Genomic DNA, 24365 nt, shown 5'->3' on the forward strand with positions numbered 1-24365 from the left:
TGAACGGGAGAAAATTTGGGCTTTTTTAAAGATTTAGAGGTTATGCAACACGCTCGTAAATTGTAAAAAAAACTCCCCAAAAACTCCCCAAAAACTCCCCAAAAAATCAAAATTTATTTTGAACGGGAGAAAATTTGGGCTTTTTTAAAGATTTAGAGGTTATGCAACACGCTCGTAAATTGTAAAAAAAACTCCCCAAAAACTCCCCAAAAACTCCCCAAAAAATCAAAATTTATTTTGAACGGGAGAAAATTTGGGCTTTTTTAAAGATTTAGAGGTTATGCAACACGCTCGTAAATTGTAAAAAAAACTCCCCAAAAACTCCCCAAAAACTCCCCAAAAAATCAAAATTTATTTTGAACGGGAGAAAATTTGGGCTTTTTTAAAAATTTAGAGGTTATGCAACGCGCTCCATCAGAGATTCTTGGTATAGGTCGGCTATGTTTTCAACATTCATACAGCTAAATTAATGATATCCTTGCGTAACATCAGTTATTAAAACAGATTTAAGAGTGCGACCAATTTATCATTACAAAAAACGTAGGATAGAAGCACATATTTGCATTGCTTTTGCTGCTTGCAAGTTATACAAAGAGTTAGAACGTCAATTAAACATCAAAAAGGCAGGAATAAGCCCTGAAAAAGCTATTGATATTTTAAAGACAATCTTTGGACTTACTATCCGGTTGCCGCAATCCAATGAAAACAAACTTATGTTGCTTGATAAAACAGAAGAACAAAAATGGCTATTAGCACTGTTTTGAACTTTTGGGTGTCCTATTGATGAAGTCAGGAGTTAAACCCTTCAGCATCGATGGTACTGGGATAAAACCCGGAAGAGTAGACCACCGCCCAACCTATTTTTAAAAAAGCCCTACATAAGGGCTTTTTTTTATTTGAAAAACTTCTATTCATGGAAAAATATTTATTCAACTATTTCTTTTGTGTAAAAAACAGTTGAATAAACTAACGTAGCGTAATTCTAAGTACTAACCTTTAACTTTGCTGCAAAATATAGTTGTATGCGTATAGACACCAGCCCAACAACCGTTGAAACTGCCCAAAAATTAGGTTTGTTATCGGAGGAGTATCACAGGATTACTGAAATATTAGGACATGAGCCTAACTTTTTAGAACTCAGTGTGTATTCTGTTATGTGGAGTGAGCATTGTTCTTATAAAAATTCTATTCTTTGGCTTAAGAAACTTCCGAGAGCCGGTAAGGGAGTTTTGGCAGGCGCCGGAGAAGAAAATGCCGGTTTAATGGATATTGGAGATAGGTTAGCGGTTTGCTTTAAAATAGAATCTCACAATCATCCGTCTGCGATTGAGCCTTATCAGGGGGCTGCTACAGGTGTAGGCGGTATTCATCGTGATATTTTTACAATGGGTGCGCGCCCGATTGCTGCGTTAAACTCGTTACGTTTTGGGGACTTATCGCTTCCAAAGACTACTCAACTGCTACGCGGCGTTGTGCGGGGTATCGGAGACTACGGAAACGCCTTTGGTGTTCCAACCGTAGGCGGGGAAACTTACTTCGATTCCTGCTATAATGTAAATCCCCTCGTAAATGCAATGTCAGTAGGCGTTTTAGAGCAAAATAAAACAGCTTCCGCAATAGCAATCGGCATTGGAAACCCAGTTTATATTGTAGGGTCAGCTACCGGCAAAGACGGTATTCACGGCGCAACGTTTGCCTCCGCAGATTTAACAGAAAATAGTGCAGAACAACTCCCTGCCGTTCAAGTGGGAGATCCCTTTACTGAAAAACTACTTTTAGAAGCTACCTTAGAAGCAATAGCAACAGGTGCCGTTGTAGGCGTTCAAGATATGGGCGCAGCCGGAATCACCTGCTCCACCGCAGAAATGTCCGCCAAAGGGAGCGTAGGAATGGACATCTGGCTAAACCAAGTTCCTACAAGACAAGCAAATATGCATGGGTTTGAAATCCTATTGTCAGAATCCCAAGAAAGAATGTTAATCGTAGCTGATAAAAATAAGACTGCAGCTATTGAAGCTGTCTTTCAAAAATGGGATTTACCCTGCACTCAAATTGGAGTTGTTACAGATAGTGGAATGATTCGTTACTTTGACAATACGGAACTTTTGGGTTCAGTTCCGGCAGAAAGTTTAGTTTTAGGTGGCGGTGCGCCGGTCTATGAACGCCAATTTCAAGAACCTGACAGATTCAAAAAAAGACAGAAACCTGACCTATCATCAGTATTTGCAGATTTCGACTTCCCAAAATCTTTGGCTCTTGTTTTAGCCCATCCCAATATTGCATCTAAGAAGTGGATTTATCGGCAATATGACTCCATGGTAGGAACGGCTAATTTGACGACCCATAAACCTTCGGCAGCACCGATTGTTAAGATTCACAATACTTCAAAAGCTATTGCGATGACCGTAGATTGTAATTCCCGCTATGTTTATGCTGATCCATTCTTGGGATGTGCACATGCTGTAGCCGAAGCAGCCCGAAATATTGCCTGCACCGGTGCTAAACCGCTTGGCATCACCAACTGCCTGAATTTCGGAAATCCATATAACACGGAAGTATATTGGCAGTTTACCCAAGCTATTTTAGGTATGAAAGCTGCTTGCGAAGCGTTTTTGCTACCCGTTACAGGCGGAAACGTTAGCTTTTACAATCAATCTTCTTTTGAGGGGCCTGTTTATCCCACCCCAACAATCGGTATGGTTGGGCTAATGGATAATTTTTCAGAACAGCACATTGGTATAGCCTTTCGGAATCCCGGAGATATTTTATTTGTTGTTGGCCAGCAGCAATTAGACCTTAATTCGTCTGTGTTGTTGCAAATCAATCATATAGAGTCTGATTTTGCACCCTATTTGGATTTATCAGAAGAGTTAAAGTTGCATCGGTTTTTACAGGATTCAAATACCCACAAATGGCTGCAAACAGCAAATGATGTGTCAGAAGGAGGTTTGGTCATCACCTTGATAGAATCAGCTATTGTAGGAAAGTTCGGCATTAAGGTAAAAAATCCAACTGACCTGCATTCAGCATTATTCTGGTTCAGTGAAAGTGCCGGAAGAGTGTTAGTATCTGTTTCTCCCCAAAATGAAACTAATGTGCTTGCATTAGCCCAAAAACAAAATATTCCTATTCATAAAATTGGAACGGTTATCGAAACATCAGAAATCCAAATAGATGAGGTAGCCAATGACATAGAGTCTCTGCAAAAACTGTATGAAAGTACTTTGCCTCAATATGTATCTAACTAAATCTACCTTGAAATAGGGTTGCAAAAATAAAATATAACCGCTATTGTCCGATAAAAAATGGGTCAATCCTAATTTATGGGGAGTAATTGTTAAAAAGGAGTATGTTTGAGGCAGTAAAAAGTACTTACCATCGAAACAACATTTTTCAATGAAGTATTTCCGGAAGAGATATTGCGAGCTTGTTACACGACAAAAAGAATAAAAATATTTAACTATTTGATTTTGAATTAATTAACTAATACGATAATGATATTTTAATTAGACCAAAATGTATCTATATTCATATATTTGAATGTGCATATAGACATTACCATTTGAGGGCTTAGGTTCTTTATTGCTTGGTCAAAGAATGTGCTGATTTGTTCTAAATTTTCGAAATGTTTATTGGTAAACTTTCTTTTGATATGTTGCCATATCTTTTCAGCAGGGTTTAACTCTGGGCTGTAAGGAGGTAGAAATAATAGGAAGATATTTTTTGGAATGATTAGTTTTTTTGCCTTGTGGAATGCACCATTATCCAAAACCATTATTTTGTATTCTTCAGGTTCTTGCAATGAAAATTCATCAATGAAAATTTGAAAAGTTTCTCCATTGCAACTAGGCATCTCCAGTTGGAATTGCGTACCACTTACAGGAGAAAATGCTCCAAAAAGATAAGTGTATTGAAAAACTTGTTGGAAAGTACACACCGGTTGAATGCCCTTGGCCGTAAGACCTCTACCATACTTGGTATGTAATCCAAAACGGCTTTCGTCTTGAAAATAGAGATTAACAGATTGAAAATCTATTGAAAATGAAAGGATTATATTGGTTATTTTATTAATAAAGTTTTTTTAAAATCCTCAACAGCTTGTTCATTTTTTTTGACATGGCTTTTGCGAGCTACTTTTACCTTTGTCCCAAAATGCTTTGTGGCATATTTAAGCACTGTGTTGTATTTAATATCCTTGTTAAACTCATTGGCTATCCATTCCTTGAGTTCAATATACCCTGCCAGTCCATTTTTAGGGTCATGCAGTTTCTCTTCCATTTTTTTATGCTCTTCCTTGGTGAACACTGATGGCTTTCCTGCTTTCCCTTTCCTACCATTATGTAGCAAGGTGTCCATACCTCCTTTTTTGTAGGCAGTGCGCCAATTGTGGATGCTTTGACTGCTGGCACCAATGGTATCCATCAACTCACGTTTAGAAATACCTTTACTGCCCGCCTCTTTCATCGCTACCAACATTTTGATGCGAGGTTGCATCATTAAAGACGATGATTTTAATGATTTTCTCAACTCAGTCAAACTTTCTGATACAGGAATATATAATGCAAATGACATAATGATTTATATTAAAAACCAAAAATAAAATAAAAAATCCAATATGCAAAATATTGGTCTTGTTTATTTTTCACTATCGTATTAGATATTTTTGGATTTTTTTACCATCCATTCTGGATTATAATCTCACGTGTAATACGGTAATTTTATTTTGTTCTGATAGCTTCTACCGGGTCCATTTTAGCAGCTTGGTATGAAGGCCAAATTCCGGAAACTAAACCGATAAACAGTGATAAACCAATTCCGATAAGTATATCTTTAAACGCAACATAAACCGTGATGTTTATATCCAGATACTGCAATAATAATGTAGCCACAATCACCGTTAAGTACAAAAATGCTATTCCTACTATTCCGCCTAAGAGGCATAGCAGCAGTGCTTCTAATAAAAATTGCATCAAAATAAATTCTCTCGTTGCTCCCAAGGCTTTTTGTATCCCGGTTTCAGCTGTTCTCTCTTTTACTGAAACAAACAGGATATTCGCTATTCCGAAACCACCAACCAATAATGCCAATAAACTGATGAAGATTCCGCCGGTATTTAGCGCACCAAATATACTATTTAGCTCTTCCATCAAAGCCTCCTGTTTGTTGATTGAAAAATTATCCTCAATATTTGGTTTCAAGCCTCTTGATGCTCGAATTAAGCCGATAATATCACTTTCTACCTCTGGAACTTTTTCATAGCTTACGGCTTTTATGGAAATCACCTTATCTATTCTGCGACCGCTTAAATTGTATAGTTGAGACATGACGGGAAACGGCACTAACATCATTTCATCATTACTTTGGCCAAAAATATCTGGTGAGCCTTCTTTTTCAAGAATACCTATAACTAAAAGTCTTTTTCCTCGATGGGTTATATAGCGGCCAATTGGGTTTGCATCGGCAAATAATATCCGGCTTATCCCATAACCCAAAATGCAAACATTTCTGCCGGAAGTTATTTCTAAGTGGCTAAAAAACCTGCCAAAGCTAAATTTTAGGTCAGAAATTATTTGATAATCATAAGTTACCCCAACCGCCCGAGCATTATCTACAGAATTACCGCCACTTTTTAGGGTAACACCGTTCTTTACAGCTTCAAAAGAAACTCCCTCAACATTTTTTAAGTTATTCTTAAGTTTCAAAAAATCCCGATAGTTTACTTTGGGGCGGTTAAAGTATTTAAACCAATCCTCTGAATTATCTTTCCACGGCCAGTTATGTACATACAAAACAGTGTTTCCCAAAGCCGATAAGCTGCTGGTTAGGGACATCTGCATTGAATAAACCAGCGTAGAAATAACCGTTATGGCATAAATCCCGATAGAAATACCCAGCATAGTTAAGAACGTTCTTAACCGATGACTCGTAATCGCATGAATAGCTATCCTAAATGCTTCCGTAATCAGTATCCACCACCGCATTGCTATCCCAAAGTTCTATGTAATAATCAAATTGTAGATTATTTTTCGACCGAAAGCTACCTTTTTCAGGTAAAAGATACTTCAGGCATTTATCATCCCCAAAATTATCCCATAAAAGTTTAAAATTCATAAAAGTAGTTATTCAATCTTATGTAAATGTCTGATAAAAAGCTGTAACTTTGCAGCCGCTTTTTTAAAAAAGCAAAATATGCTCCCGCTAAAAAACATTGCTATCATTGCGCACGTTGACCACGGCAAAACAACATTAGTTGATAAAATTTTACACACCGGAAATTTATTTCGAGAGAACCAAAACCCGGGTGAGTTGATTTTGGATAACAATGAATTAGAGCGAGAACGCGGTATTACTATTGTTTCTAAAAATGTTTCTATTAGATATAAAGGATTTAAAGTTAATATTTTAGACACACCCGGCCACGCAGATTTTGGAGGGGAGGTAGAGCGCGTATTGCGTATCGCTGATGGTGTTTTGCTATTGGTAGATGCCTTTGAAGGACCAATGCCCCAAACTCGCTTTGTATTGAAAAAAGCCATCGAACTTGGCCTAAAACCAATTATTATCATCAACAAAGTAGATAAAGCCAACTGCCGCCCTGACGAAGTACTGGATAACGTAGTTGATTTACTTTTTTCTTTAGACGCAACCGAAGAGCAGTTAGACTTCAAAACAGTCTATGGATCAGGGAAATCTGGCTGGATGGGAAAAGACTGGAAAACCCCAACCCGAGACATCTCTTTTTTGTTAGATACCATTATTGAAGAAATTCCCACATCTAAATCCGTAGAAGGCCCGCTTCAGCTTCAGATTACTTCCTTAGATTATTCTAACTATGTAGGCAGAATCGCTATCGGGCGTGTAACCCGTGGCTCAATTAAAGAAGGCCAGCAAGTGTCTATCATCAAACGAAATGGTAGCATCGTTAAATCCAAAATAAAAGAACTCTATACCTTTGAAGGGCTTGAAAAACAAAGAGCAGCTGAAGTTACCTGCGGTGATATTGCCGCCATCGTTGGCTTAGAAAATTTTGAAATTGGCGAAACCATTACGGCTATAGAATGCCCCGAAGCATTGCCTCTCTTGCAGGTAGATGAACCAACGATGAGTATGTTATTCACAATCAATAACTCTCCGTTTTTAGGTAAAGAAGGAAAATATGTAACCTCTCGCCACCTACGGGATAGGCTGTTTAAAGAAACCGAAAAAAACTTAGCTCTGCGGGTATTTGAAACCGATTCAGCAGATTCTTACTTAGTTTATGGGCGGGGAGTGCTGCACCTCTCAATACTCATAGAAACCATGCGTAGAGAAGGTTATGAATTTCAAGTTGGGCAGCCACAAGTGCTCTTCAAAGAAATTGACGGCATCAAAAATGAACCTATCGAACATTTAGTAGTCGATGTTCCAGAGAGTTTTTCTGGAAAAGTTATTGAATTAGTAAATTCCCGTAAAGGAGAGTTATTTATCATAGAACCTAAGGGAAGTTTACAGCACTTAGAGTTTTACGTTCCGGCACGCGGGCTAATCGGCTTGCGCAGCACAATGCTTACGGCTACGCGGGGTGAAGCGGTGATGTCTCACCGGTTTTATGAATACCAACCTTATAAAGGAGATATTTTAGGCAGAACTAATGGAGTCCTGATTTCTATGGGTAGTGGACTCACCGTTGCCTACGCATTATTTCAGTTTCAAGATAGAGGATTGTTTTTTGTGGATCCCAATGTGGATGTTTATGGCGGACAAATCATTGGTGAACATACTCGCGGAAACGATCTTGTGCTAAATGTCCAAAAAACGAAGCATTTAACAAATATTCGGGCTGCAGGTAGCGATGAAAATATTATATTAGCACCGGCAATCCGATTTTCTCTGGAGGAATGCTTGGAGTATATCCAAGAAGACGAATATGTAGAGGTAACCCCCAAATCTGTTCGGATGCGCAAAATCGTCTTAGACAAAACAGAACGTGAACGAACCCAAAAACAAAAAGTAAGCCTATGAAAAATAACCTCTTGCAACTTACACTAAGCGTTTCAATGCTATTTTTTTTAAGTTGCCAAAAAACAGAACCAGATGTTGTAAAAGATGTAAAATTTTCTTTGACTTCTCCTTTTTATGCCCAGCCACAAAATCCCTGCTGCATATCTTTTTTCTGGCAATTACCCACAGCAGGCCAATCTATCTTAAAGGTATCCCCCAAAAATACCTTTGACTCCTTAATTGTGGACACAACGCTAAATTCCCCAATCTATAAATACCCCAAAAACCTTGAACCAGGTAAAACTTATTACTGGAAAGTTACTTGGAATAACGAAACCAAAATAGACTCTTTCAGCATTAAAAACACACCATTAAAAGCTGGCGGAGTTCACTACGTAGAAGTTTATTCCTATGACTGGAATTCATCCGGAATTTACAATGAAAATACAAAAGCAGACTCCATATTCTTAACCCGAAACGGAAGCACTATTCGCTATCAATATCCCCCAAAAACAATTGACAAAAACTTAAAATTTTCAGTAATTCAACAAGCACCCAATAAAGTATATTTTTTATCTCCTGATGATTTATCTAACTTAACAACATTAGAGCACACTTTTTCTAATGACTCTTTTTATGTAGAAAGTAAGAAAGAAATATCGGGCGGGGGTAATGTAGTTCGTGTAAGAGGTAAGTTTTAAATTTTATTGAAAAAGATGGATACCGGAAAACTCCCTGTTATGGTTATTGGGACTGGGCTTTTGGCGCGCCAAGTTGCTGAAATCCTGAATCTGCAAGACTTTGTGGTATATGGCTTTTTGAGTTTAAACCCCAATGAACCCACCCAAGAGCTAAACGATATTCCTATTTTGGGAAATATACAAGATAATACCTTTCAAAAACTCCTAAAAACGGAGCGAATGAACTTTATAGTAGCTGATATAGAAACAAAGGTATCAGAGCGGGAAAGTTTAAAGATAACAAAATTATCTGGTAATCAGCCAATTTCGGTTATTCATCACAGCGCAATACTTTCTCAGAACCTACGGTTAGGGGTGGGAAATATCATTCACGCCGGCGCAATTATTGGGATCAATAGTGATTTAGCAAGTTTTATACACTTAGGAGCAGGCTGCGTTATAGAAGCAGATTGCCGAATAGATTCACGGGTTATCATTTCATCCAAAGCAGTCATTGGCAGTGGAGCGGTTATTGAAGAAGATGCTTTTATTGGTTCCGGTAGTATCATTTCGCCTTATATCAAGATTGGCAAAGGTGCAAAAATTGCACCAGGTTCTAATGTAATCAGCAGTGTATCACCCAATATCACCGTTTTTGGAAATCCGGCAACAGAACTAAAAACCAAGAAAACGTAAACTACTATGCTGACTTTAATTGATTGGGTAGCAGTAGTTTTATTTTTGGTACTTTCTTTGGGTATTGGTATTTGGGCTTCAAGGAAGCGGGGAAACAGCACTATTCAGGATTTTTTTTTAGGTGGTAGGCAAACCAGTTGGTGGTTAGCCGGTCTAAGTATGGTCGCTACAACCTTTGCGGCAGACACGCCGTTAGCAGTTACCGAAATTATCGCTCAAAACGGTATTGCCGGCAATTGGCTCTGGTGGAATATGGCCTTAGGCGGATTATTGACCACATTTTTCTTTGCACGCTATTGGTATCGGGCAAATGTACTTACAGACTTAGAGATTATTACGTTGCGTTATTCTGGCAGGGAAGCTACTTTGCTGCGGGTGTTTCGGGCTTTTTATTTAGGGCTTTTTCTAAATGCCCTCATTATCGGCTGGGTAAATCTCGCCATGATGACTATCCTGCAAGTCTTTTTCAACATTTCTTACATAGAATCTTTACTTTGGTTAGCTGGGTTGATGCTTTTGACTACTGCGTACGCAACTTATTCCGGATTAAGAGGAGTTTTGTTTACAGATGCTTTTCAATTTGTTTTAGCTATGCTGGGGTGCATTGTGCTGGCTGTTGTTATTTTAGATTTACCGGAAATCGGCGGTATGTCGGGTTTGGTTAGCAAAGTAAAACCGGAGAAGCTGGATATTTTTCCCTCTCTGGGTAGTGGGAGCGGTTTTGTACTCGGGATTGGGTCATTTTTTGCCTTTATTGGGGTGCAATGGTGGGCAAGTTGGTATCCGGGTGCGGAGCCGGGTGGCGGCGGCTACATCGCACAACGTATGATGAGCACCGAATCAGAAAAAGATGCCCAACGCTCTACCTTGCTATTTCAGTGCCTACACTATGCTGTGCGTCCATGGCCGTGGATAATCGTAGGTCTCGCTGCAACAGTTTTATACCCCAATTTGACCCCGCAAACATACAAACTCGGCTACGTCTATGCAATGAAAGACTACCTACCAGCCGGACTTAAAGGGGTTCTATTAGCCTCATTCTTAGCAGCTTATATGAGTACCCTCTCAACCCAATTGAACTGGGGCGCGTCTTATATCGTTAATGATGCCTATAAATTCTTTTTTAACCCTGAGGCTTCTGAAAAAAAACTTGTCTATACCGGGAAAATAGCCACAATCGTGATGATGCTGATTAGTTTATTTGCAACCACACAGTTAGAAAGTATTGCCGGAACGTGGGCTTTTTTGATAGAATGTGGTGCCGGTTTGGGGTTAGTGTTGATTTTAAGGTGGTATTGGTGGCGTATTTCTGCGTGGAGCGAATGGGCAGCCACTGTTATTCCGTTAATCGTATTTGGGTTTTGCCAATTTTGGTATATCGTTATTGACCACAAAAGCCCAAACTCCTTTTTTCAATTTCCCAATACCTTTTTGTTAACCGTTTTTTTAACTACTGTGGGCTGGTTATTAGTTACTTATCTAACACCGCCAACGCAAGAAACTACTTTACAAAATTTTGTGAAGCGTGTATCTCCTTCCGGAATCTGGGGAAAGTATGGTAGCACCCAAAATACTTCAATACGTTACTTGATTTTAGCATGGATTTCCGGCATAGCAATCGTGTATGGTTCACTTTTTTCTATCGGAAAATATTTACTTCAAGAACCCTTAACAGCTACTATCTGGGTGGCATTGGCTATTTTGGGGATCTTAGGTTTGCGTTATGCCCAACAAAATATCGAATAATACTAATCTAAACTACCAAGACATTAGCTCTGCATCCGGTTTAGCTGCCGGAATATCTCGCATTACTACTCCCAACAAAAAGCCGATGATAACTCCGTAAGCAATGAGAGCTACCATTCTGGACTTCAATAATTCCAAAAATGTATGCGGATTCTTTTGGGCATAATCCAACTGTTTTTTTAAGGTCGTTTTGATTTGGATTCTATCAGATTCAGAATAACCGGATTCCGGCCGTTTAGTGGTTGAATCTGCCTGAATAATAGCTTGCTGAATAACCTTAACATCGTATTCAGGGTCAATTGAGCTATAAAATACAGTGTCATAAACCGTTCCAACAATTCCTGCAACCGAACCAGATAACACACAGATTGAAAAAATAACCGGAAATGTTACCAAAATAGCCGGATTCGCACGCAGCCGCCAAATAACAATTCCGTAAAAGATAGATGTCGTTAAATAAGTAGCTGCTAATAACACAAAACCAGAAAATAGCCAGAAATGCCAGTTATTCGCATAAAATAAAAAATGAAAAAATACCGATAGTAATCCGGCAGCTACTCCAAGCTGTAAACTGGTACGTTTAATGCTTGGTAACGCAGGGTTACTCATAAATTGTTAAAACATCACGGCCATAACGCAACGCAAGTAAGGATGCCAAAACGGGCGTTAATAAAGAATGTTTTTCAGAACTAAGCTGGCGTGATGCCTGCAAACAAGCTGACGGAGACTCAAACTGCTCATTAAAAAACAAGACTAACTCCGGAAAATCAGACTTAACAGCCATCTGCAACGCATCTGCCGGGTCTAATGACTCAATAAGCTCAGCCTGATCATAAACCGGAACTATCGGATCTATATCCTGCTCGGATACTTCCTCCTCACCCAACAAAAAGTTATCAACGAAATCAAGAATGTTAGGATGCGCCTGAATCTCTAAACATTCTAATAAATATAAAGCTAATCCTTGATAAAAGCCATTCATAGCCGGATTTAGCTCATGCAGAAAATCTTCGGCAGCCTCCCATTCCAAAGTGTCAAAAAATTCCTCAGGAACAGTTTCATCAACTAAGTAAAAGCAGAGTGCTAATTCACAAAAGTATGATAAGAAAGGCATTAACTTGGCGTTTTCCTGGCAAAGTCTTTGCATTTCACGTACCACATGAACAGGTTTATTTTGTATTTTCAAGAGGGCAGTTATCGTTGTAGTAGCCGCCTTTGCATAAGCTGACTCCGGCTTCAAAACCTGCTGAGCTAGCAAAACAGCCGCATCCACTACTCGCTGTTGAAGAAGTTGCATGATCTAAAATGACCGCAAAAGTACTTTCTTTTTACGCACCTAAGACAAAAAAACATAACTTTGTATGATTAAATCTTAACGCTGTGAAAACTGTAATTTTGTCTGTATTGCTTTTGACAATTTGTCTTTTTCCAAAAGTTACCGCAAACGATAAGGTTTCTAATTCAATTCATTGGGTTTCAATGGAGTACGCTGTAGATATGGCATCACTCAATAACCGTAAAATTTTGGTTGATGTTTACACCAACTGGTGTGCGTGGTGCAAAATTATGGAGCAAAAAACGTATTCTAATGAGCAGATAATCAGCTATATAAATGAGAAATACTATGCCGTTAGGTTAAACGCAGAATCCAAAGACAGTATCCGTTTTCAAGGGAAAATGTTCGGCTTAATGCCACAAAGCAGAGTTAATCAATTGGCATCTCTCTTGCTTAACGGAAAATTGACCTACCCCACGACCGTTATCATGTCAAAAAATGCAGAGGTACTTTCACCCGTAGCCGGCTATATGGAACCTTCCGCTATGATGCCTATCTTGAAATACTACGCAGAAGACATTTACCAAAAGCAGTCGTGGGAAGATTACAAGAAAACATCCTTAGTAGCAGAATCAGAAAAAAAATAACTATTTACATTTATGATAGATTCTTTTGAGCAAGAAACAATAGACCCTAAAACACAAGAAAACATAGGAAAAACAACGGTTGAAACAGACCACACCAAAACACCTTCCGAAGAAGGAATAGACACTAACTCAACTTTGCCCTCAGATAACGATATTTTAAACCAGCAAATTAGCGAATGGAAAGATAAATTTATCCGGCTATCTGCCGAGTTTGATAACTTTCGCAAACGCACTAACCGAGAAAAAACGGACCTTATCCGCTATGGCCAAGAAGATATGCTGTCAATAATTCTACCGATGGTTGATGAAATTCAGCGCAGCATTCGTGCTGCCGACTCTGCCACAGATTTAGACGGCCTAAAAAAAGGCTTACACTTGATGGATAAAAACCTACGCGCAAATCTGCAGAAAAATGGAGTTCAAGAAATCATTTGCATCGGCTCACCATTAGACCCCAATGAACACGATGCAATCGCAAGCGTTCCTTCCCCCAATCCAGATATGAAGGGAAAAATATTAGATGTAATAGAAACCGGATTCAAGTTCCAAGAAAAAGTAGTCCGAGTTTCAAAAGTTATTGTTGGAGAATAATTTATGGCAAAAAAAGACTATTACGAGATCCTTGGCGTTTCTAAAACGGCAACCGAAGATGAAATAAAAAAAGCCTACCGGAAATCTGCTATGCAGTATCACCCGGATAGAAACCCAGATAACAAAGAAGCAGAAGAGAAATTTAAAGAACTTGCGGAAGCATATCAAGTGTTATCAGATTCAGAGAAGCGCGCTAAATATGACCGTTTTGGCCATGCCGGTATGGGCAATATGGGCGGTGGCGGCTTTAACGGCGATATTAATGATATTTTTGGGGCTTTCTTTGGCGGTGGCGGCTTTGAAGATATTTTTGGCGCTAGCGGACAACGCCAAAAAAGCGGCCGTAAAAAAGGTATCAGAGGCTCCGACCTGAGAGTACGAGTGAAATTAACCCTCGAAGAAATCTCAAAACCTACTCAGAAAAAAATAAAACTGAATAGGCAAACTCCTTGCCCAACCTGCCACGGATCGGGTTCAGAAGATCCTGATTCCGTGCAAATGTGCCCAAAATGCGACGGACGCGGCGAAGTTCGTCATGCCACAGGAAACGGCTTCTTACAGCAAATATTCGTAACCGCATGCCCAACATGCCACGGAGAAGGAAGAATTATTGCCAAACCCTGCAAGACTTGCTCCGGTGAAGGCACACGCCCCAAAGAAGATGTAGTTTCAATAAACATTCCGGCCGGAGTTAATAACTCAGTGCAACTAAGTATGCGCGGCGAAGGAAACACCGGAAAACGAGGCGGCCCAAATGGAGACCTCATCATCCAAATAGAAGAACTGCCCCACCAGCACTTTACCAGAGAAGGAAATAACGTTATCTACGAACTATATCTCAACTTTGCTGATGCTGCCATAGGCACCCAAATAGAAATCCCTACCCTACACGGAAACCATCTAATAAAAATAACTGCCGGAACTCATTCCGGAAGAGTACTCCGGCTAAAAGGAAAAGGAATACCCAATATGGACGGCTACGGCATAGGAGACCAGCTTATCCATATCAATGTCTGGACTCCCCAGCAACTTACCTCTGAAGAACGACAGATTATGGAAAAACTGCGAAGCTCACGTAACTTTAACCCAAATCCGGGACCAAACGAAAAAACCTTTTTCCAAAAAATGCGTGAGTTTTTTTCCTAAAAACAGTACTTTTATATCGTAAAAATGCAACTTAACTAAAGTATTTTATCCACACCCAAAGCATCTTTTTTAAAATTAAACGACCTAAATCTGAAAATTACGTTAAATTAAGTACTAAAAATCAACTAAATAGCCCCAAAATTGCTAACTTATCATGTTTTTACCTTAAAAAAACACCTAATAAATATATTAGATACTTGTTTGAATTGTAAAAAATATTAACTTTGCGGCGTTTAAAATACACACACATATTATGTTAAACATCAAAACAGGAATTATTGGTCTGTTTATCGGATCATCGTTAATGTTTGGGTGCAAGTCTGACCCGGGAAAAACGACAGGCGAAGCTACCCAAGATACTCTGGCACTTAAATTTGATACAGGAATGCTCCAAAATGTTGGAGATATTATCAAGACAGTACCATCACCGGTAGAAATAGCTACATTAGTTAAAAAATCCGGTGCTAATTTTAATGCAAAGATGCTTAACCCCGCACAAAATGCTGCAAAATACACAAAGACCTATAAGCAAGGTCTAAATATGGGTGTTTATGGAGCTGATTTAGGTTATGCAGCACTCTATTCTCAAACCCAAGAATCTCGTTCATTATTAGAAGCCGTTAACAAATTGGGAACAGCTTTAAATATTTTGGGTGCTTTTGAGTTAGAAACAATTAAAGGTGTAGAAGCTAATTTAGACAAACCGGATTCCTTAATTCAATTAGTTACCGAGCAGTTCAAAATGGCAGATGCACATTTAAAGCAAACTGACCGTGCTGATATTGGTATTTTAGTGATGGCCGGCGGCTGGGTAGAAGGCTTATACCTCTCCACCCAACTCATTAAAGCTAAATCTAATCCTGCAATCGAAACCAGAGTTGGTGAGCAAAAGGTATCCTTAGGAAGTTTGATAGCATTAGTAGAAACATACAAAGACAAAGAAGGCTTTGTGGACTTAGCTAAAGATTTAAACGACCTTAAAGCCAGTTTTGATAAAGTAACTATCTCTTATGAAGAAGCTGCTCCAAACACCAAGAAAAGCGGCGATACTGCTGAGCTAACAATTAATACGAAGAGTAAAGTTGAGATTAGCAAAGAGGTAATGGCCGAAATCACCAAAAAAATAGAGGCTTTCCGTAATAAAATTGTTTCTTAACCTAATTTTGACTGCCATAAAAATATGAAATCATTATTCAAAATAGTTATCTGCGCGTTGATTTTTGCTCTACCCGCAATAACCAAAGCACAGGATTGTTCTTATGTATTTAAGTCTTGCGCAAGCACCCTGAGTGGATATACGCTTGTTGACGGATTATACGCCAAACTTGACGAAAAAGGAGCAAAATCAGAGATTACACTGTATTCAGGAAATAAATATCGCTTTGTTGGCTGTATGGACGAGTCCGTTTCAGGAGCCGGTCCAATTATTTTTGGCCTTGCGGACAAAAAAGGTAACTTATTGATTAGTAATCTATCTGATGATGAAAAATCTGCTTACAAATATATTGATGTTACTTGTAGTGCTACAGATACCTATATTTTAGTTGCTTTATTAAACAAAGGAAGTGCTTGTGCCGGTGTTCTATACGGCTCAGCAAAATAAAGTTTTAGTTTTAAATGATGAAAAAAAGGTCGCTATAAGCGGCCTTTTTTCATTTAGATAATTCCGGTGTGGCCAAAGCCGCCCTCATTTCTTGTTGTAGCATTTAAGGCAGAAACTTCCTGCAAACTTACCTTTACAACGGGAGCAACAACAAGTTGTGCTATTCTCATTCCATTTTGTATCCAAACGGGCTTATCTCCCAAGTTAATCAGCAGTACTTTTATTTCCCCTCTGTAATCGGCATCAATAGTTCCGGGGCTATTCAAAACTGTTATACCGCTATCCAAAGCCAAACCGCTTCTGGGGCGTATTTGTGCCTCATAGCCAATAGGTATCTCTATCCATAAACCCGTAGAGAATAAAAACCTTTTATGGGGCAATAATTCAACAGATTCTGGCACAAAAGCACATAAATCTAAGCCTGAAGCCCCGTCAGATGCATAAAACGGAAGCGGATTATTGCTTTTATTAACAATATAAACCGTAACGGAAGACATTAGTTATTTAGTAAATGATAATGGGATCGGGATAAACAAATGTTTGATAGCAGGTTTCATTGGCAAAAACGGTTAGCCGAACCTGATAAACTCCCGGTGAATCATATATTTTTTGGGGAGATCGCTGATTTGAAATACTTCCATCGCCAAAATTCCAGAGATATGATTCAGCAAAAGCCGTCATATTTTTAAAACGAATGGGTACTCCCATTTTTTCTACATTTTTAGGAACATCAATCGTAAATCGGGGTTTCATTTCGGAACAATCGCGCTCGTCTATGCGTAGTAGCCAAAAGTCTGTTGTGTTATTTTTCCCCAAATCTTTTTCAAAAGTATTTATTTTAGAGCCAAGAACGTAATAAACACCGGGTTTATATTCGATAATGGCAGTAGCACGCTCATTATTAGGTCCTCCAAAAGTCTTTTTCCAGACAATATCTCCTTGTGCATCTAAGCGAATTACCCAAAAATCCTCTCCGCCTTTAATGTATTGGTTCTCAAGGGTGTTATAGGAAGAATAGCCGCAAACGATTATTCCTCCGTCTGTACATTCTGCAACCGAAGTAAGATGTTCAAATCCCGAATCTCCGTATTTTTTATTTAAAATAACTCTGCCGCTCTGGTCAAATTTAACTATCCAAAACTGCTTGTTTTTATTTGTGGAGAGAGTGCTACCAACGGCAATCAAGAAGCCAAATTGGTTTTCAATTACTTTGGTTAAAATATCTTCGTATGGTTCTTTGAGGACATTCTTCCAGAGGATATTTCCCGTAAAATCCATCTTTGATATCCACACGTCTCCGTTCAATTTTGATTTGGAGCTATCCATGCTTTCGGAATTGGTAAAGCCTACTTGTGCATAGCCTCCGTCTTTGCAGCGTATAATACTGTTGGAGAAGTCGTTACGATTACCTCCATAAGTTAGGTTTCGGATAACTTCTCCGTCTTTGTTTAAGATAACGAGCCATTGGTTGTTTAGGCCGGTGTCGTTATTTTCAACATCGAAGTTTGTTGACCATGTAGATCCGGTTACCACAGGGCCACCAAATATAGACGTTGTTATGCCGTTTGCGATGTCTTGGTCCATTCCTCCCAGTGATTTTTGCCAGATTAGGTTTCCGGATTTATCTATTTTTCCAACCCAAAAATCAGCGTATGTTTGAGAATCACCTTTTTCAAAATGGGTCAAGTTAGAGCCGGTTACCCCGCAGAAAAAGAATCCGGAATCTGGGGTCGCCACTAAGTCTCGGATTTCATCATGCCCGCCTGCTCCAAGGCTCTGTTTCCATAAAAGTTTACCTATCGGGCTGATTTTAGCAACCCAACCATTATGAAGAGCGTTTACGCTATCTACTTGGTGGCTTCCGGCTATAACTAAATTACCGTCTTCAGTTTTGATCAAACTTGTTGGATTATCCGAAAATTTTGTGCCATAAAATTTTTGAAACCTTAAAATAGGAAATAATTGCCCCGAAGCTGCCTGAAAAGAACAGCTAAGAATAATTATCAGTGCCCAAAGTCTATTATTTCCTACCAACATCTGGGTTGTAAAAAAATAGCAATATTAGACTTGATATAATCATGGAAAATAAACTTCCACCGGCAGATTGAATCAAAATAGAAGAAAAACGTGCCCACGAAAATTGATATAATATTTGATACAAAAGACTATAAAACCCCAATAGTGGTAGTACGTAGAGTAACTTCCAGAGATAACTTTGCGCTTGGAAGTTAATTCCGTCTGTCTTTAAGGAAGTAATCTGCGGAGAAATAAGCCGTATCCAAGGATTTCGAGCCACACAGAGAGCCATTAAGCAAATAGACTGTAACCCAAGTGGTAATAGTGTTATATCCAAAGCTATCCCAAAAATAAATGCTGATGAATATAACAAATAACGATTGGTTGTAACCGGCAAAAATAGTATCCAAATAGGCGCAATATGCGGATAAGCCCAGCCTTCAATGCGAATTAAATCAAAAAAAAATATCTGCACCAGTAGATACACAATTCCAAGTACAGTTTGAATAGCAACCTCTATCATTTTACCGGTGTTGTTTTTGGGATAAGCGAATCTATAGATTGTTTCGCTTCATGCTGAACTAAATACAGATAATCTATATTATAAAAGTCTGTAGAAAGTTGAACTTTAATGTTGTAAAAACCATCATCTTCTTTTGTACTTATAGAATAGACTCTTCCGACTATATAATCTTCAGGAAAAATAGTGCTATAATGGCTGGTAAAAACGGTATCACCCTGCTGAATGTGAAAGTGAACGGGGATATATTTTAAGGAGGCAAATTCAGGCGAAGCACCGTCCCAAGTAATAGTTCCAATTACACTGCGATTTTTTACTTTGGCACTCAGTTTAAAATCTTTATTAAGTAAGCTCATTGCCAAAGAAAAATCAGAGGAGGTTTCAATAACTTGGCCGGCAACACCTTCGGGAGAAAATACCCCCATTCCTTTGCGCACCCCTTGTTTAGACCCGATATTGAGTAAGATATAGTTAAAATTTGTCCCAATAGTATTATGAAGTGCACGTGCAGGGATGTATTCAAAGCGGTTGTAGGGAACTAAACTATCTGGTATTATTCGATAGTTTAATGAATAGGGTATTTGATGTTTATGCAGCTCTAACTCTGTTTTTAAGGCATTGACTTTGTTTTTTAGTAGGATGTTTTCTGTTACAAGTTTATCATTTTGGTCTGAGAGGTTAATATGAGCAACTAAGCGCGCATTAATATCCTGAACTGCACCGGCTATTTTGAGCATTTGTTCTGTGTACCATTGGTTATGGTAGTTATTATGGCCAAATAGCAATAGTAATGCAGCTATCTGCAGCAATAGGAAGTATAACGCACTTCCGTAACTTATTATAAAGCTAAATAAGCGTTCCAAAGTGGGATTAAGACATCAAAAACTTGAATTTGTCAATGTTTTTGAGCGCAATTCCGGTACCTCTTACAACAGCTCTAAGTGGGTCGTCTGCAACATGAACGGGGAGTTTGGTCTTTTCGGCCAGTCGCTGGTCAAGGCCACGGAGGAGTGCGCCTCCGCCGGTAAGGTAAATACCTTTTTCATAAATATCGGCAGATAACTCCGGCGGGGTTAATTCTAATGCTTTTAAGACAGCTTCTTCAATTTTCATAATTGTTTTGTTAATTGCGTGAGCTACCTCTTTGTAAGAAACGCTAATGGTTTTAGGAATTCCGGACATTAAATCTTTACCACGAATTTCAATATTATTGGGAGGGTTATCTAACTCTGGCAGTGCAGCACCAACTTCTATTTTGATTCGTTCGGCACTTCTTTCTCCGGTCATTAGGCTATGTTGGCGGCGCATATAGTCCAGAATATCCATGTTAAGGTCATCTCCGGCAATCCGAATGCTCTGGTCGCACACAATACCGGACAAGGCTATGACGGCTATTTCGGTTGTTCCGCCTCCAATATCCACAACCATGTGCCCAACGGGTTGAGATACATCTATTCCGATTCCGATAGCCGCTGCCATAGGCTCGTGAATTAGATATACTTCTTTGGCATCTGCGTGCTCAGCAGAGTCTTTCACAGCTCGTTTTTCTACTTCGGTAATGCCGCTCGGAATACAAATAACCATCGTATGATTTGCACTAAAGAACTTACGTTCCGGCTGAATCATTTTGATAAATGCTCGAATCATGTGCTCTGCAACCGTAAAATTCGCGATTACGCCATCTTTTAATGGACGTATCGTCTTGATATTCTCATGTGTCTTTTCATGCATGAGCTGTGCCTCTCTTCCAACAGCCACTACCCGGTTAGTTGTGCGCTCAATCGCAACTATAGATGGCTCATCAACCACCACTACGTCATTGTGCATTATCAAGGTATTTGCCGTGCCTAAATCTATTGCTATCTGACTTGAGAAAAAATCCCAAAACCCCATCTCTTAAAATTTTTAAATTAAATCATTGATTATGAAAAAATTGCACCCAAATATCGTTTACAATTCACTCCACAAAATTAATTATTCAACGTATTCAAATCATTTTTTTCTAAAATTAATTTAAAAAAAATAAACAATTAATAGTATTTAACTTTTAAAATATTTTTTCTACGCTATAAATATATTATTATCAATAAATTATAACTTATTTTATTAAGGTTTTATTTTTTGTTATTTACTAATTTTATTTGATTTTTAACTCAAACATCAAAACAATTATTTTCAATTTTTAAATAATTGCTTTTTCCCAATGATAGTTTTTCTGTGTTATATGATGCTTTTTCTTCTATTATCTTTAAAATATTTGATTATTGTTTTTAGCTATTATTAAATTTAGATACCATAATTTCGACAGTTATGCTATTAAAATAGCCGTTTTTACAAAGTTATTTTTCGTTTAAACCAACAAGTGTTATTCTTTTAAGCATAAATTCGTGATATGTTTCAAAGTGATATTTTTTTAGGAAAAAAAGTTTTGGTTACAGGTGGCGGAAGCGGAATTGGTTATGGAATTGCTAAGTTGTTATTAGAACTTGGTGCAGAAGTAGTGATAGCCTCTCGTAAAGAAGACCGGCTTAAAGCAGCCCAAAAAGAACTTTCACAATATGGAAAATGCCATATTATCGTTTTGGATATTAGAGAACTTGTAGAAGTAGAAAAAGTGATTCTCGAAATTCAGTCTCTCTGGGGAGGCTTGGATATTTTAATAAACAATGCCGGCGGGCAATTTCCTTCTCCTGCTGAAAATATTGCCCCAAAAGGCTGGCTCGCTGTTATCAATAACAATCTAAATGGTCTTTGGTGGGTAACGTCCACAGCAGCCAAAACTTTTTTTATCCCTCAAAAAAGCGGGATTATTATTAATATTATTGCCAATATTTTTCGGGGTTTTCCGGGAATGGCGCACACAGGGGCAGCACGTGCCGGTGTTGATAACCTAACAAAAAGCCTTGCTGTTGAATGGGTTACACATAATATTCGTATTAATGCTATTGCACCCGGGGTTATCCAGTCCTCCGGCCTTGACCAATATCCTCCCGAACTATTGCAATCTATTAACACAACTATTCCAATGAAACGTACCGGTAGCGTAGAAGATGTAGCTTGGTTAACGGCCTTTTTGGCCAGCCCAATGGGAAATTACATCACCGGAGAAACTATTTATGTGGACGGCGGGCAACGACTTTGGGGTAATCTCTGGCAAATACCAGACCCAACTTGATTTTACTCCGTTGGAAAAATAGGTATCAAAATAGAAGTCGGATAATCTTTATTCAACCAAATTGTCTGTGTAGCCTCCTGAAAATCAGAATCTAAACAAGTATAAACATCTACAAATTTCTGTGGATTTCTATCAAATAATGGAAACCAAGAACTTTGAATCTGAACCATTAGCTTATGGCCTGGCAAAAAGGCATGAGCTACATCAGGTAACGTAAACCGAATTTGGGTCGGAGTATTTGGCTTCAAGGGAACTTCTTTTTCAAAACCTTCCCGAAAACGTGCGCGCATAATCTCACCACGAACCAACTGCTGGTAACCACTCAATGGAATTTTCGTAAAACCATTATCCGTAGTAGAATCCGGAAAAACATCTATTACCTTCACAATAAAATCAGCGTCTGTTCCCGTACTCGACACCCAAAGTTCCGCAATTATCGGCCCTGTAACCTTCAATGTATCTTGCAATAAATTTGTTTGGAACGTAAGCACATCCGTTCTTCTTGATGCAAATCGTTGGTCATCAGTCATATATTCCCTTGTCCGCTTTAAATGAACATCTTCAGTATAGGGAACCGGATGAAAAGGGTCAGATAGATAACTACGATAACCTCCTGATTTTATGGGCTTTATAAAGGATATGGAGAAATCGGGATATAAATAAAGTCGTTTATTTTGAATCTGTTTAGGTGGCCACGTTCCAAAAGAATACCATTGGTTTTCTCCGGTAACAAATATTGTTACCTCCGGTGGCTTCGGTACATCTGTATCTTTTAGGTAATGTTGAAAAAAGGGGAGTTCAATTTTTTCTTTAAAGAAAATACTGGTTGGTTTTCCAAAAGAAATATTACCGAGTCTATCTCCCGCAGAACGATGCCAGCCGCCGTGAAACCATGGGCCAACCAGCAAAAAATTATCATTATTTACGTTTTGCTTTTCTATGGCTTGATAGGTTGCAAAAGTGCCGAAACAATCCTCTGCGTCAAATAGCCCACCAACGGTTAAAACTGCCGGCTTAATATTGGTCAAATGTACCCGAATGTTCCGCGCTTTCCACCACGAATCATAGAATGAATGTTTCATCAAATCATTCCAGAAGGAAATAGAGTCCTTTAAAACTGCCGAATAATTTCTGATAGCACCCATTTTTAGGTGAAAATCATAATTATCGCGACTTGGGTACTGAAAAGAGGGAGTCCAAGTTTTAGTTAAACCGTTTCTTGGGCGGCCAAATACGTAGTAGAAATCAAATGCGTCCATCAGGGAAAAAACCCCATTGTGGTGAAAATCATCACCGATAAACCAGTCTGTAACAGGTGCTTGTGGGGAAACCGCAACAAGTGCTGAGTGCGCTTCCGGTAGTGCTGCGGTGCAATAAAAACCCGGATACGAAATACCCATCATCCCAACTTTCCCATTATGAGATGAAACATTTTTGAGTAGCCACTCAATTGTATCATAAGTATCGCTGCTTTCGCTAATCTTAGCGGAACTTAATGGAACATGAGGGCGAATATCCTCATAATTTCCCTCGCTCATAAACCGTCCGCGAACATCCTGAAAAACAAATATATAGCCATCTTTAACCAGATGCATAATCTGCGTAAAACGAGTTGTATATTCATTTTCCCCATAGGGGGCTACCGAATAAGGCGTTCGTAGCAATAATATTGGCCAGCGAAGAGTTGAGTCTTTGGGTAAATAAACAGAAGTAAATAAACGAGAGCCATCTCTCATTGGAATCTGATACTCCGCCTTCCAATAGTGTTCTCGAACATATTGAATCGAAATGCTATCTTCTTGTGAATAAGCATATTGAGTGCAATAAAGCATAAAAAAAAGAAAATAAGTGGGATATTTAAAGTTCAGCATCTGAAATATTAAATAAATAGGTCATTTTAATTTCATTAGTTACAGGAAATAATTCTATAATGATTTTAGAATATTTTTCAGGTATCCATAAATATTCTGATTGGGTGATGGTTGGGTTTCCATAGCAAGCATTATAATAATTTACAATTGACTGCCAAGTATTCAAAGTTGCTGCTTGTGAGGCATCAATAATTGAAATATTCATGGTTCGTAAAGTCTCTTGCTCAAAAAAATAGTTTACCCAAATAGTTTTGTTTTGTGCAATTTTCAGAGATAGCTGAATCCCGAAGCTATCCGAAATAACCAGGTGATTTTTTAATTCTTGATTTAATATTGATTTTGTTTTTCCGGATATGTCTTTGTTATAAAGCAAGTTAACCGAAGTTTGTAAAAATTGTATATTTTCTGGCAGATGAAT

25 protein-coding genes are annotated in these 24365 nt (G+C 38.6%); 12 read left to right on the plus strand and 13 right to left on the minus strand.

Translation table 11 applies throughout. The features are described from left to right. The first annotated feature begins 512 nt into the window (after positions 1 to 512). Together LC115_03055 and purL are read left to right on the plus strand one after the other, a co-directional pair. Positions 513 to 764: a hypothetical protein gene (locus LC115_03055; protein ID MCZ2355662.1), complete on the plus strand. Its 252-nt coding sequence runs from the start codon at positions 513 to 515 to the stop codon at positions 762 to 764. Positions 765 to 1022: 258 nt separating this feature from the next. Then, entirely contained in the window at positions 1023 to 3248 is a 2226-nt protein-coding gene (gene purL / locus LC115_03060; protein MCZ2355663.1) for a phosphoribosylformylglycinamidine synthase subunit PurL, read from the plus strand. 254 nt (positions 3249 to 3502) lie between these two features. On the opposite strand, the gene LC115_03065 is transcribed toward purL, so the two are convergent. The 4 genes from LC115_03065 to LC115_03080 all read right to left on the minus strand — a co-directional run bounded on the left by LC115_03065 (position 3503) and on the right by LC115_03080 (position 6111). Continuing rightward, on the minus strand, positions 3503 to 4036 hold the full coding sequence (locus LC115_03065) for an IS630 family transposase (protein MCZ2355664.1): 534 nt from the start codon (positions 4034 to 4036) through the stop codon (positions 3503 to 3505). A gap of 23 nt (positions 4037 to 4059) precedes the next feature. Next, positions 4060 to 4572: a hypothetical protein gene (locus LC115_03070; GenBank protein MCZ2355665.1), complete on the minus strand. Its 513-nt coding sequence runs from the start codon at positions 4570 to 4572 to the stop codon at positions 4060 to 4062. A 146-nt stretch (positions 4573 to 4718) separates the two neighbouring features. Further along, on the minus strand, positions 4719 to 5981 hold the full coding sequence (locus tag LC115_03075) for an ABC transporter permease (GenBank protein MCZ2355666.1): 1263 nt from the start codon (positions 5979 to 5981) through the stop codon (positions 4719 to 4721). Then, positions 5947 to 6111 carry a hypothetical protein gene (locus LC115_03080; GenBank protein MCZ2355667.1) on the minus strand — a complete coding sequence of 55 codons (165 nt, stop codon included), beginning with the start codon at positions 6109 to 6111 and terminating at the stop codon, positions 5947 to 5949. Before LC115_03080 ends, LC115_03075 begins: the two co-directional genes overlap by 35 nt. A gap of 78 nt (positions 6112 to 6189) precedes the next feature. On the opposite strand from LC115_03080, the gene typA reads away from it, so the two are divergent. From typA to LC115_03100, 4 genes are read left to right on the plus strand one after another with little or no spacing between them, the layout of a single operon-like run. After that, positions 6190 to 8001 (plus strand): translational GTPase TypA, encoded by a 1812-nt coding sequence (gene typA, locus LC115_03085; GenBank protein MCZ2355668.1) that lies wholly within the window; start codon positions 6190 to 6192, stop codon positions 7999 to 8001. Then, a complete protein-coding gene (locus LC115_03090) occupies positions 7998 to 8681 on the plus strand; it encodes a hypothetical protein (protein MCZ2355669.1) in 684 nt (227 codons plus the stop codon). Before typA ends, LC115_03090 begins: the two co-directional genes overlap by 4 nt. A 15-nt stretch (positions 8682 to 8696) precedes the next feature. Continuing rightward, positions 8697 to 9356, plus strand: coding sequence for a hypothetical protein (locus tag LC115_03095; protein ID MCZ2355670.1), 660 nt, complete (start codon positions 8697 to 8699; stop codon positions 9354 to 9356). 6 nt (positions 9357 to 9362) lie between these two features. Continuing rightward, entirely contained in the window at positions 9363 to 11102 is a 1740-nt protein-coding gene (locus LC115_03100; protein ID MCZ2355671.1) for a Na+:solute symporter, read from the plus strand. A 12-nt stretch (positions 11103 to 11114) separates the two neighbouring features. Here the strand turns inward: LC115_03100 and LC115_03105 are convergent, their stop codons facing one another. Next, positions 11115 to 11711: a DUF4199 family protein gene (locus LC115_03105; GenBank protein MCZ2355672.1), complete on the minus strand. Its 597-nt coding sequence runs from the start codon at positions 11709 to 11711 to the stop codon at positions 11115 to 11117. Next, positions 11704 to 12399 carry a hypothetical protein gene (locus LC115_03110; protein ID MCZ2355673.1) on the minus strand — a complete coding sequence of 232 codons (696 nt, stop codon included), beginning with the start codon at positions 12397 to 12399 and terminating at the stop codon, positions 11704 to 11706. Before LC115_03110 ends, LC115_03105 begins: the two co-directional genes overlap by 8 nt. An 83-nt stretch (positions 12400 to 12482) precedes the next feature. Between LC115_03110 and LC115_03115 the strand changes: the two genes are divergently transcribed. The 5 genes from LC115_03115 (at position 12483) to LC115_03135 (ending at position 16365) form a co-directional block, all read left to right on the plus strand. Further along, positions 12483 to 13025 carry a DUF255 domain-containing protein gene (locus LC115_03115; GenBank protein MCZ2355674.1) on the plus strand — a complete coding sequence of 181 codons (543 nt, stop codon included), beginning with the start codon at positions 12483 to 12485 and terminating at the stop codon, positions 13023 to 13025. 12 nt (positions 13026 to 13037) lie between these two features. Further along, positions 13038 to 13616, plus strand: a complete 579-nt coding sequence (locus LC115_03120) for a nucleotide exchange factor GrpE (protein ID MCZ2355675.1) — start codon at positions 13038 to 13040, stop codon at positions 13614 to 13616. 3 nt (positions 13617 to 13619) lie between these two features. Then, positions 13620 to 14762: a molecular chaperone DnaJ gene (gene dnaJ / locus LC115_03125; protein ID MCZ2355676.1), complete on the plus strand. Its 1143-nt coding sequence runs from the start codon at positions 13620 to 13622 to the stop codon at positions 14760 to 14762. Between the two features lie 253 nt (positions 14763 to 15015). After that, positions 15016 to 15918, plus strand: a complete 903-nt coding sequence (locus LC115_03130; GenBank protein ID MCZ2355677.1) for a hypothetical protein — start codon at positions 15016 to 15018, stop codon at positions 15916 to 15918. A gap of 24 nt (positions 15919 to 15942) precedes the next feature. Next, entirely contained in the window at positions 15943 to 16365 is a 423-nt protein-coding gene (locus tag LC115_03135; protein ID MCZ2355678.1) for a hypothetical protein, read from the plus strand. Between the two features lie 53 nt (positions 16366 to 16418). Here LC115_03135 and dut read toward each other — a convergent pair whose 3' ends face one another. The 5 genes from dut to LC115_03160 are packed head-to-tail and all read right to left on the minus strand — an operon-like array spanning position 16419 to position 20794. Then, entirely contained in the window at positions 16419 to 16862 is a 444-nt protein-coding gene (dut, locus tag LC115_03140; protein MCZ2355679.1) for a dUTP diphosphatase, read from the minus strand. Positions 16863 to 16869: 7 nt separating this feature from the next. Then, complete coding sequence (locus tag LC115_03145) at positions 16870 to 18402, minus strand: PKD domain-containing protein (protein ID MCZ2355680.1); 1533 nt, start codon at positions 18400 to 18402, stop codon at positions 16870 to 16872. After that, positions 18386 to 18904 carry a hypothetical protein gene (locus LC115_03150; protein ID MCZ2355681.1) on the minus strand — a complete coding sequence of 173 codons (519 nt, stop codon included), beginning with the start codon at positions 18902 to 18904 and terminating at the stop codon, positions 18386 to 18388. The genes LC115_03145 and LC115_03150 overlap by 17 nt, the downstream gene beginning before the upstream one ends. Beyond that, the gene (mreC, locus tag LC115_03155) at positions 18901 to 19764 is read right to left on the minus strand and encodes a rod shape-determining protein MreC (protein ID MCZ2355682.1); all 864 of its coding nucleotides are present in this window, start codon (positions 19762 to 19764) and stop codon (positions 18901 to 18903) included. Before mreC ends, LC115_03150 begins: the two co-directional genes overlap by 4 nt. 7 nt (positions 19765 to 19771) lie before the next feature. Then, a complete protein-coding gene (locus LC115_03160) occupies positions 19772 to 20794 on the minus strand; it encodes a rod shape-determining protein (protein MCZ2355683.1) in 1023 nt (340 codons plus the stop codon). Positions 20795 to 21293: 499 nt separating this feature from the next. Between LC115_03160 and LC115_03165 the strand changes: the two genes are divergently transcribed. Beyond that, positions 21294 to 22076, plus strand: coding sequence for an SDR family oxidoreductase (locus tag LC115_03165; protein MCZ2355684.1), 783 nt, complete (start codon positions 21294 to 21296; stop codon positions 22074 to 22076). Positions 22077 to 22078: 2 nt separating this feature from the next. Here the strand turns inward: LC115_03165 and LC115_03170 are convergent, their stop codons facing one another. Next, positions 22079 to 23908 (minus strand): CocE/NonD family hydrolase, encoded by a 1830-nt coding sequence (locus LC115_03170; GenBank protein ID MCZ2355685.1) that lies wholly within the window; start codon positions 23906 to 23908, stop codon positions 22079 to 22081. Positions 23909 to 23933: 25 nt separating this feature from the next. Beyond that, positions 23934 to 24320, minus strand: coding sequence for a hypothetical protein (locus tag LC115_03175; protein ID MCZ2355686.1), 387 nt, complete (start codon positions 24318 to 24320; stop codon positions 23934 to 23936). Positions 24321 to 24365: the final 45 nt, after the last annotated feature.

This window comes from Bacteroidia bacterium (assembly GCA_026932145.1).
In the GTDB taxonomy this organism is placed as follows: domain Bacteria; phylum Bacteroidota; class Bacteroidia; order J057; family JAIXKT01; genus JAIXKT01.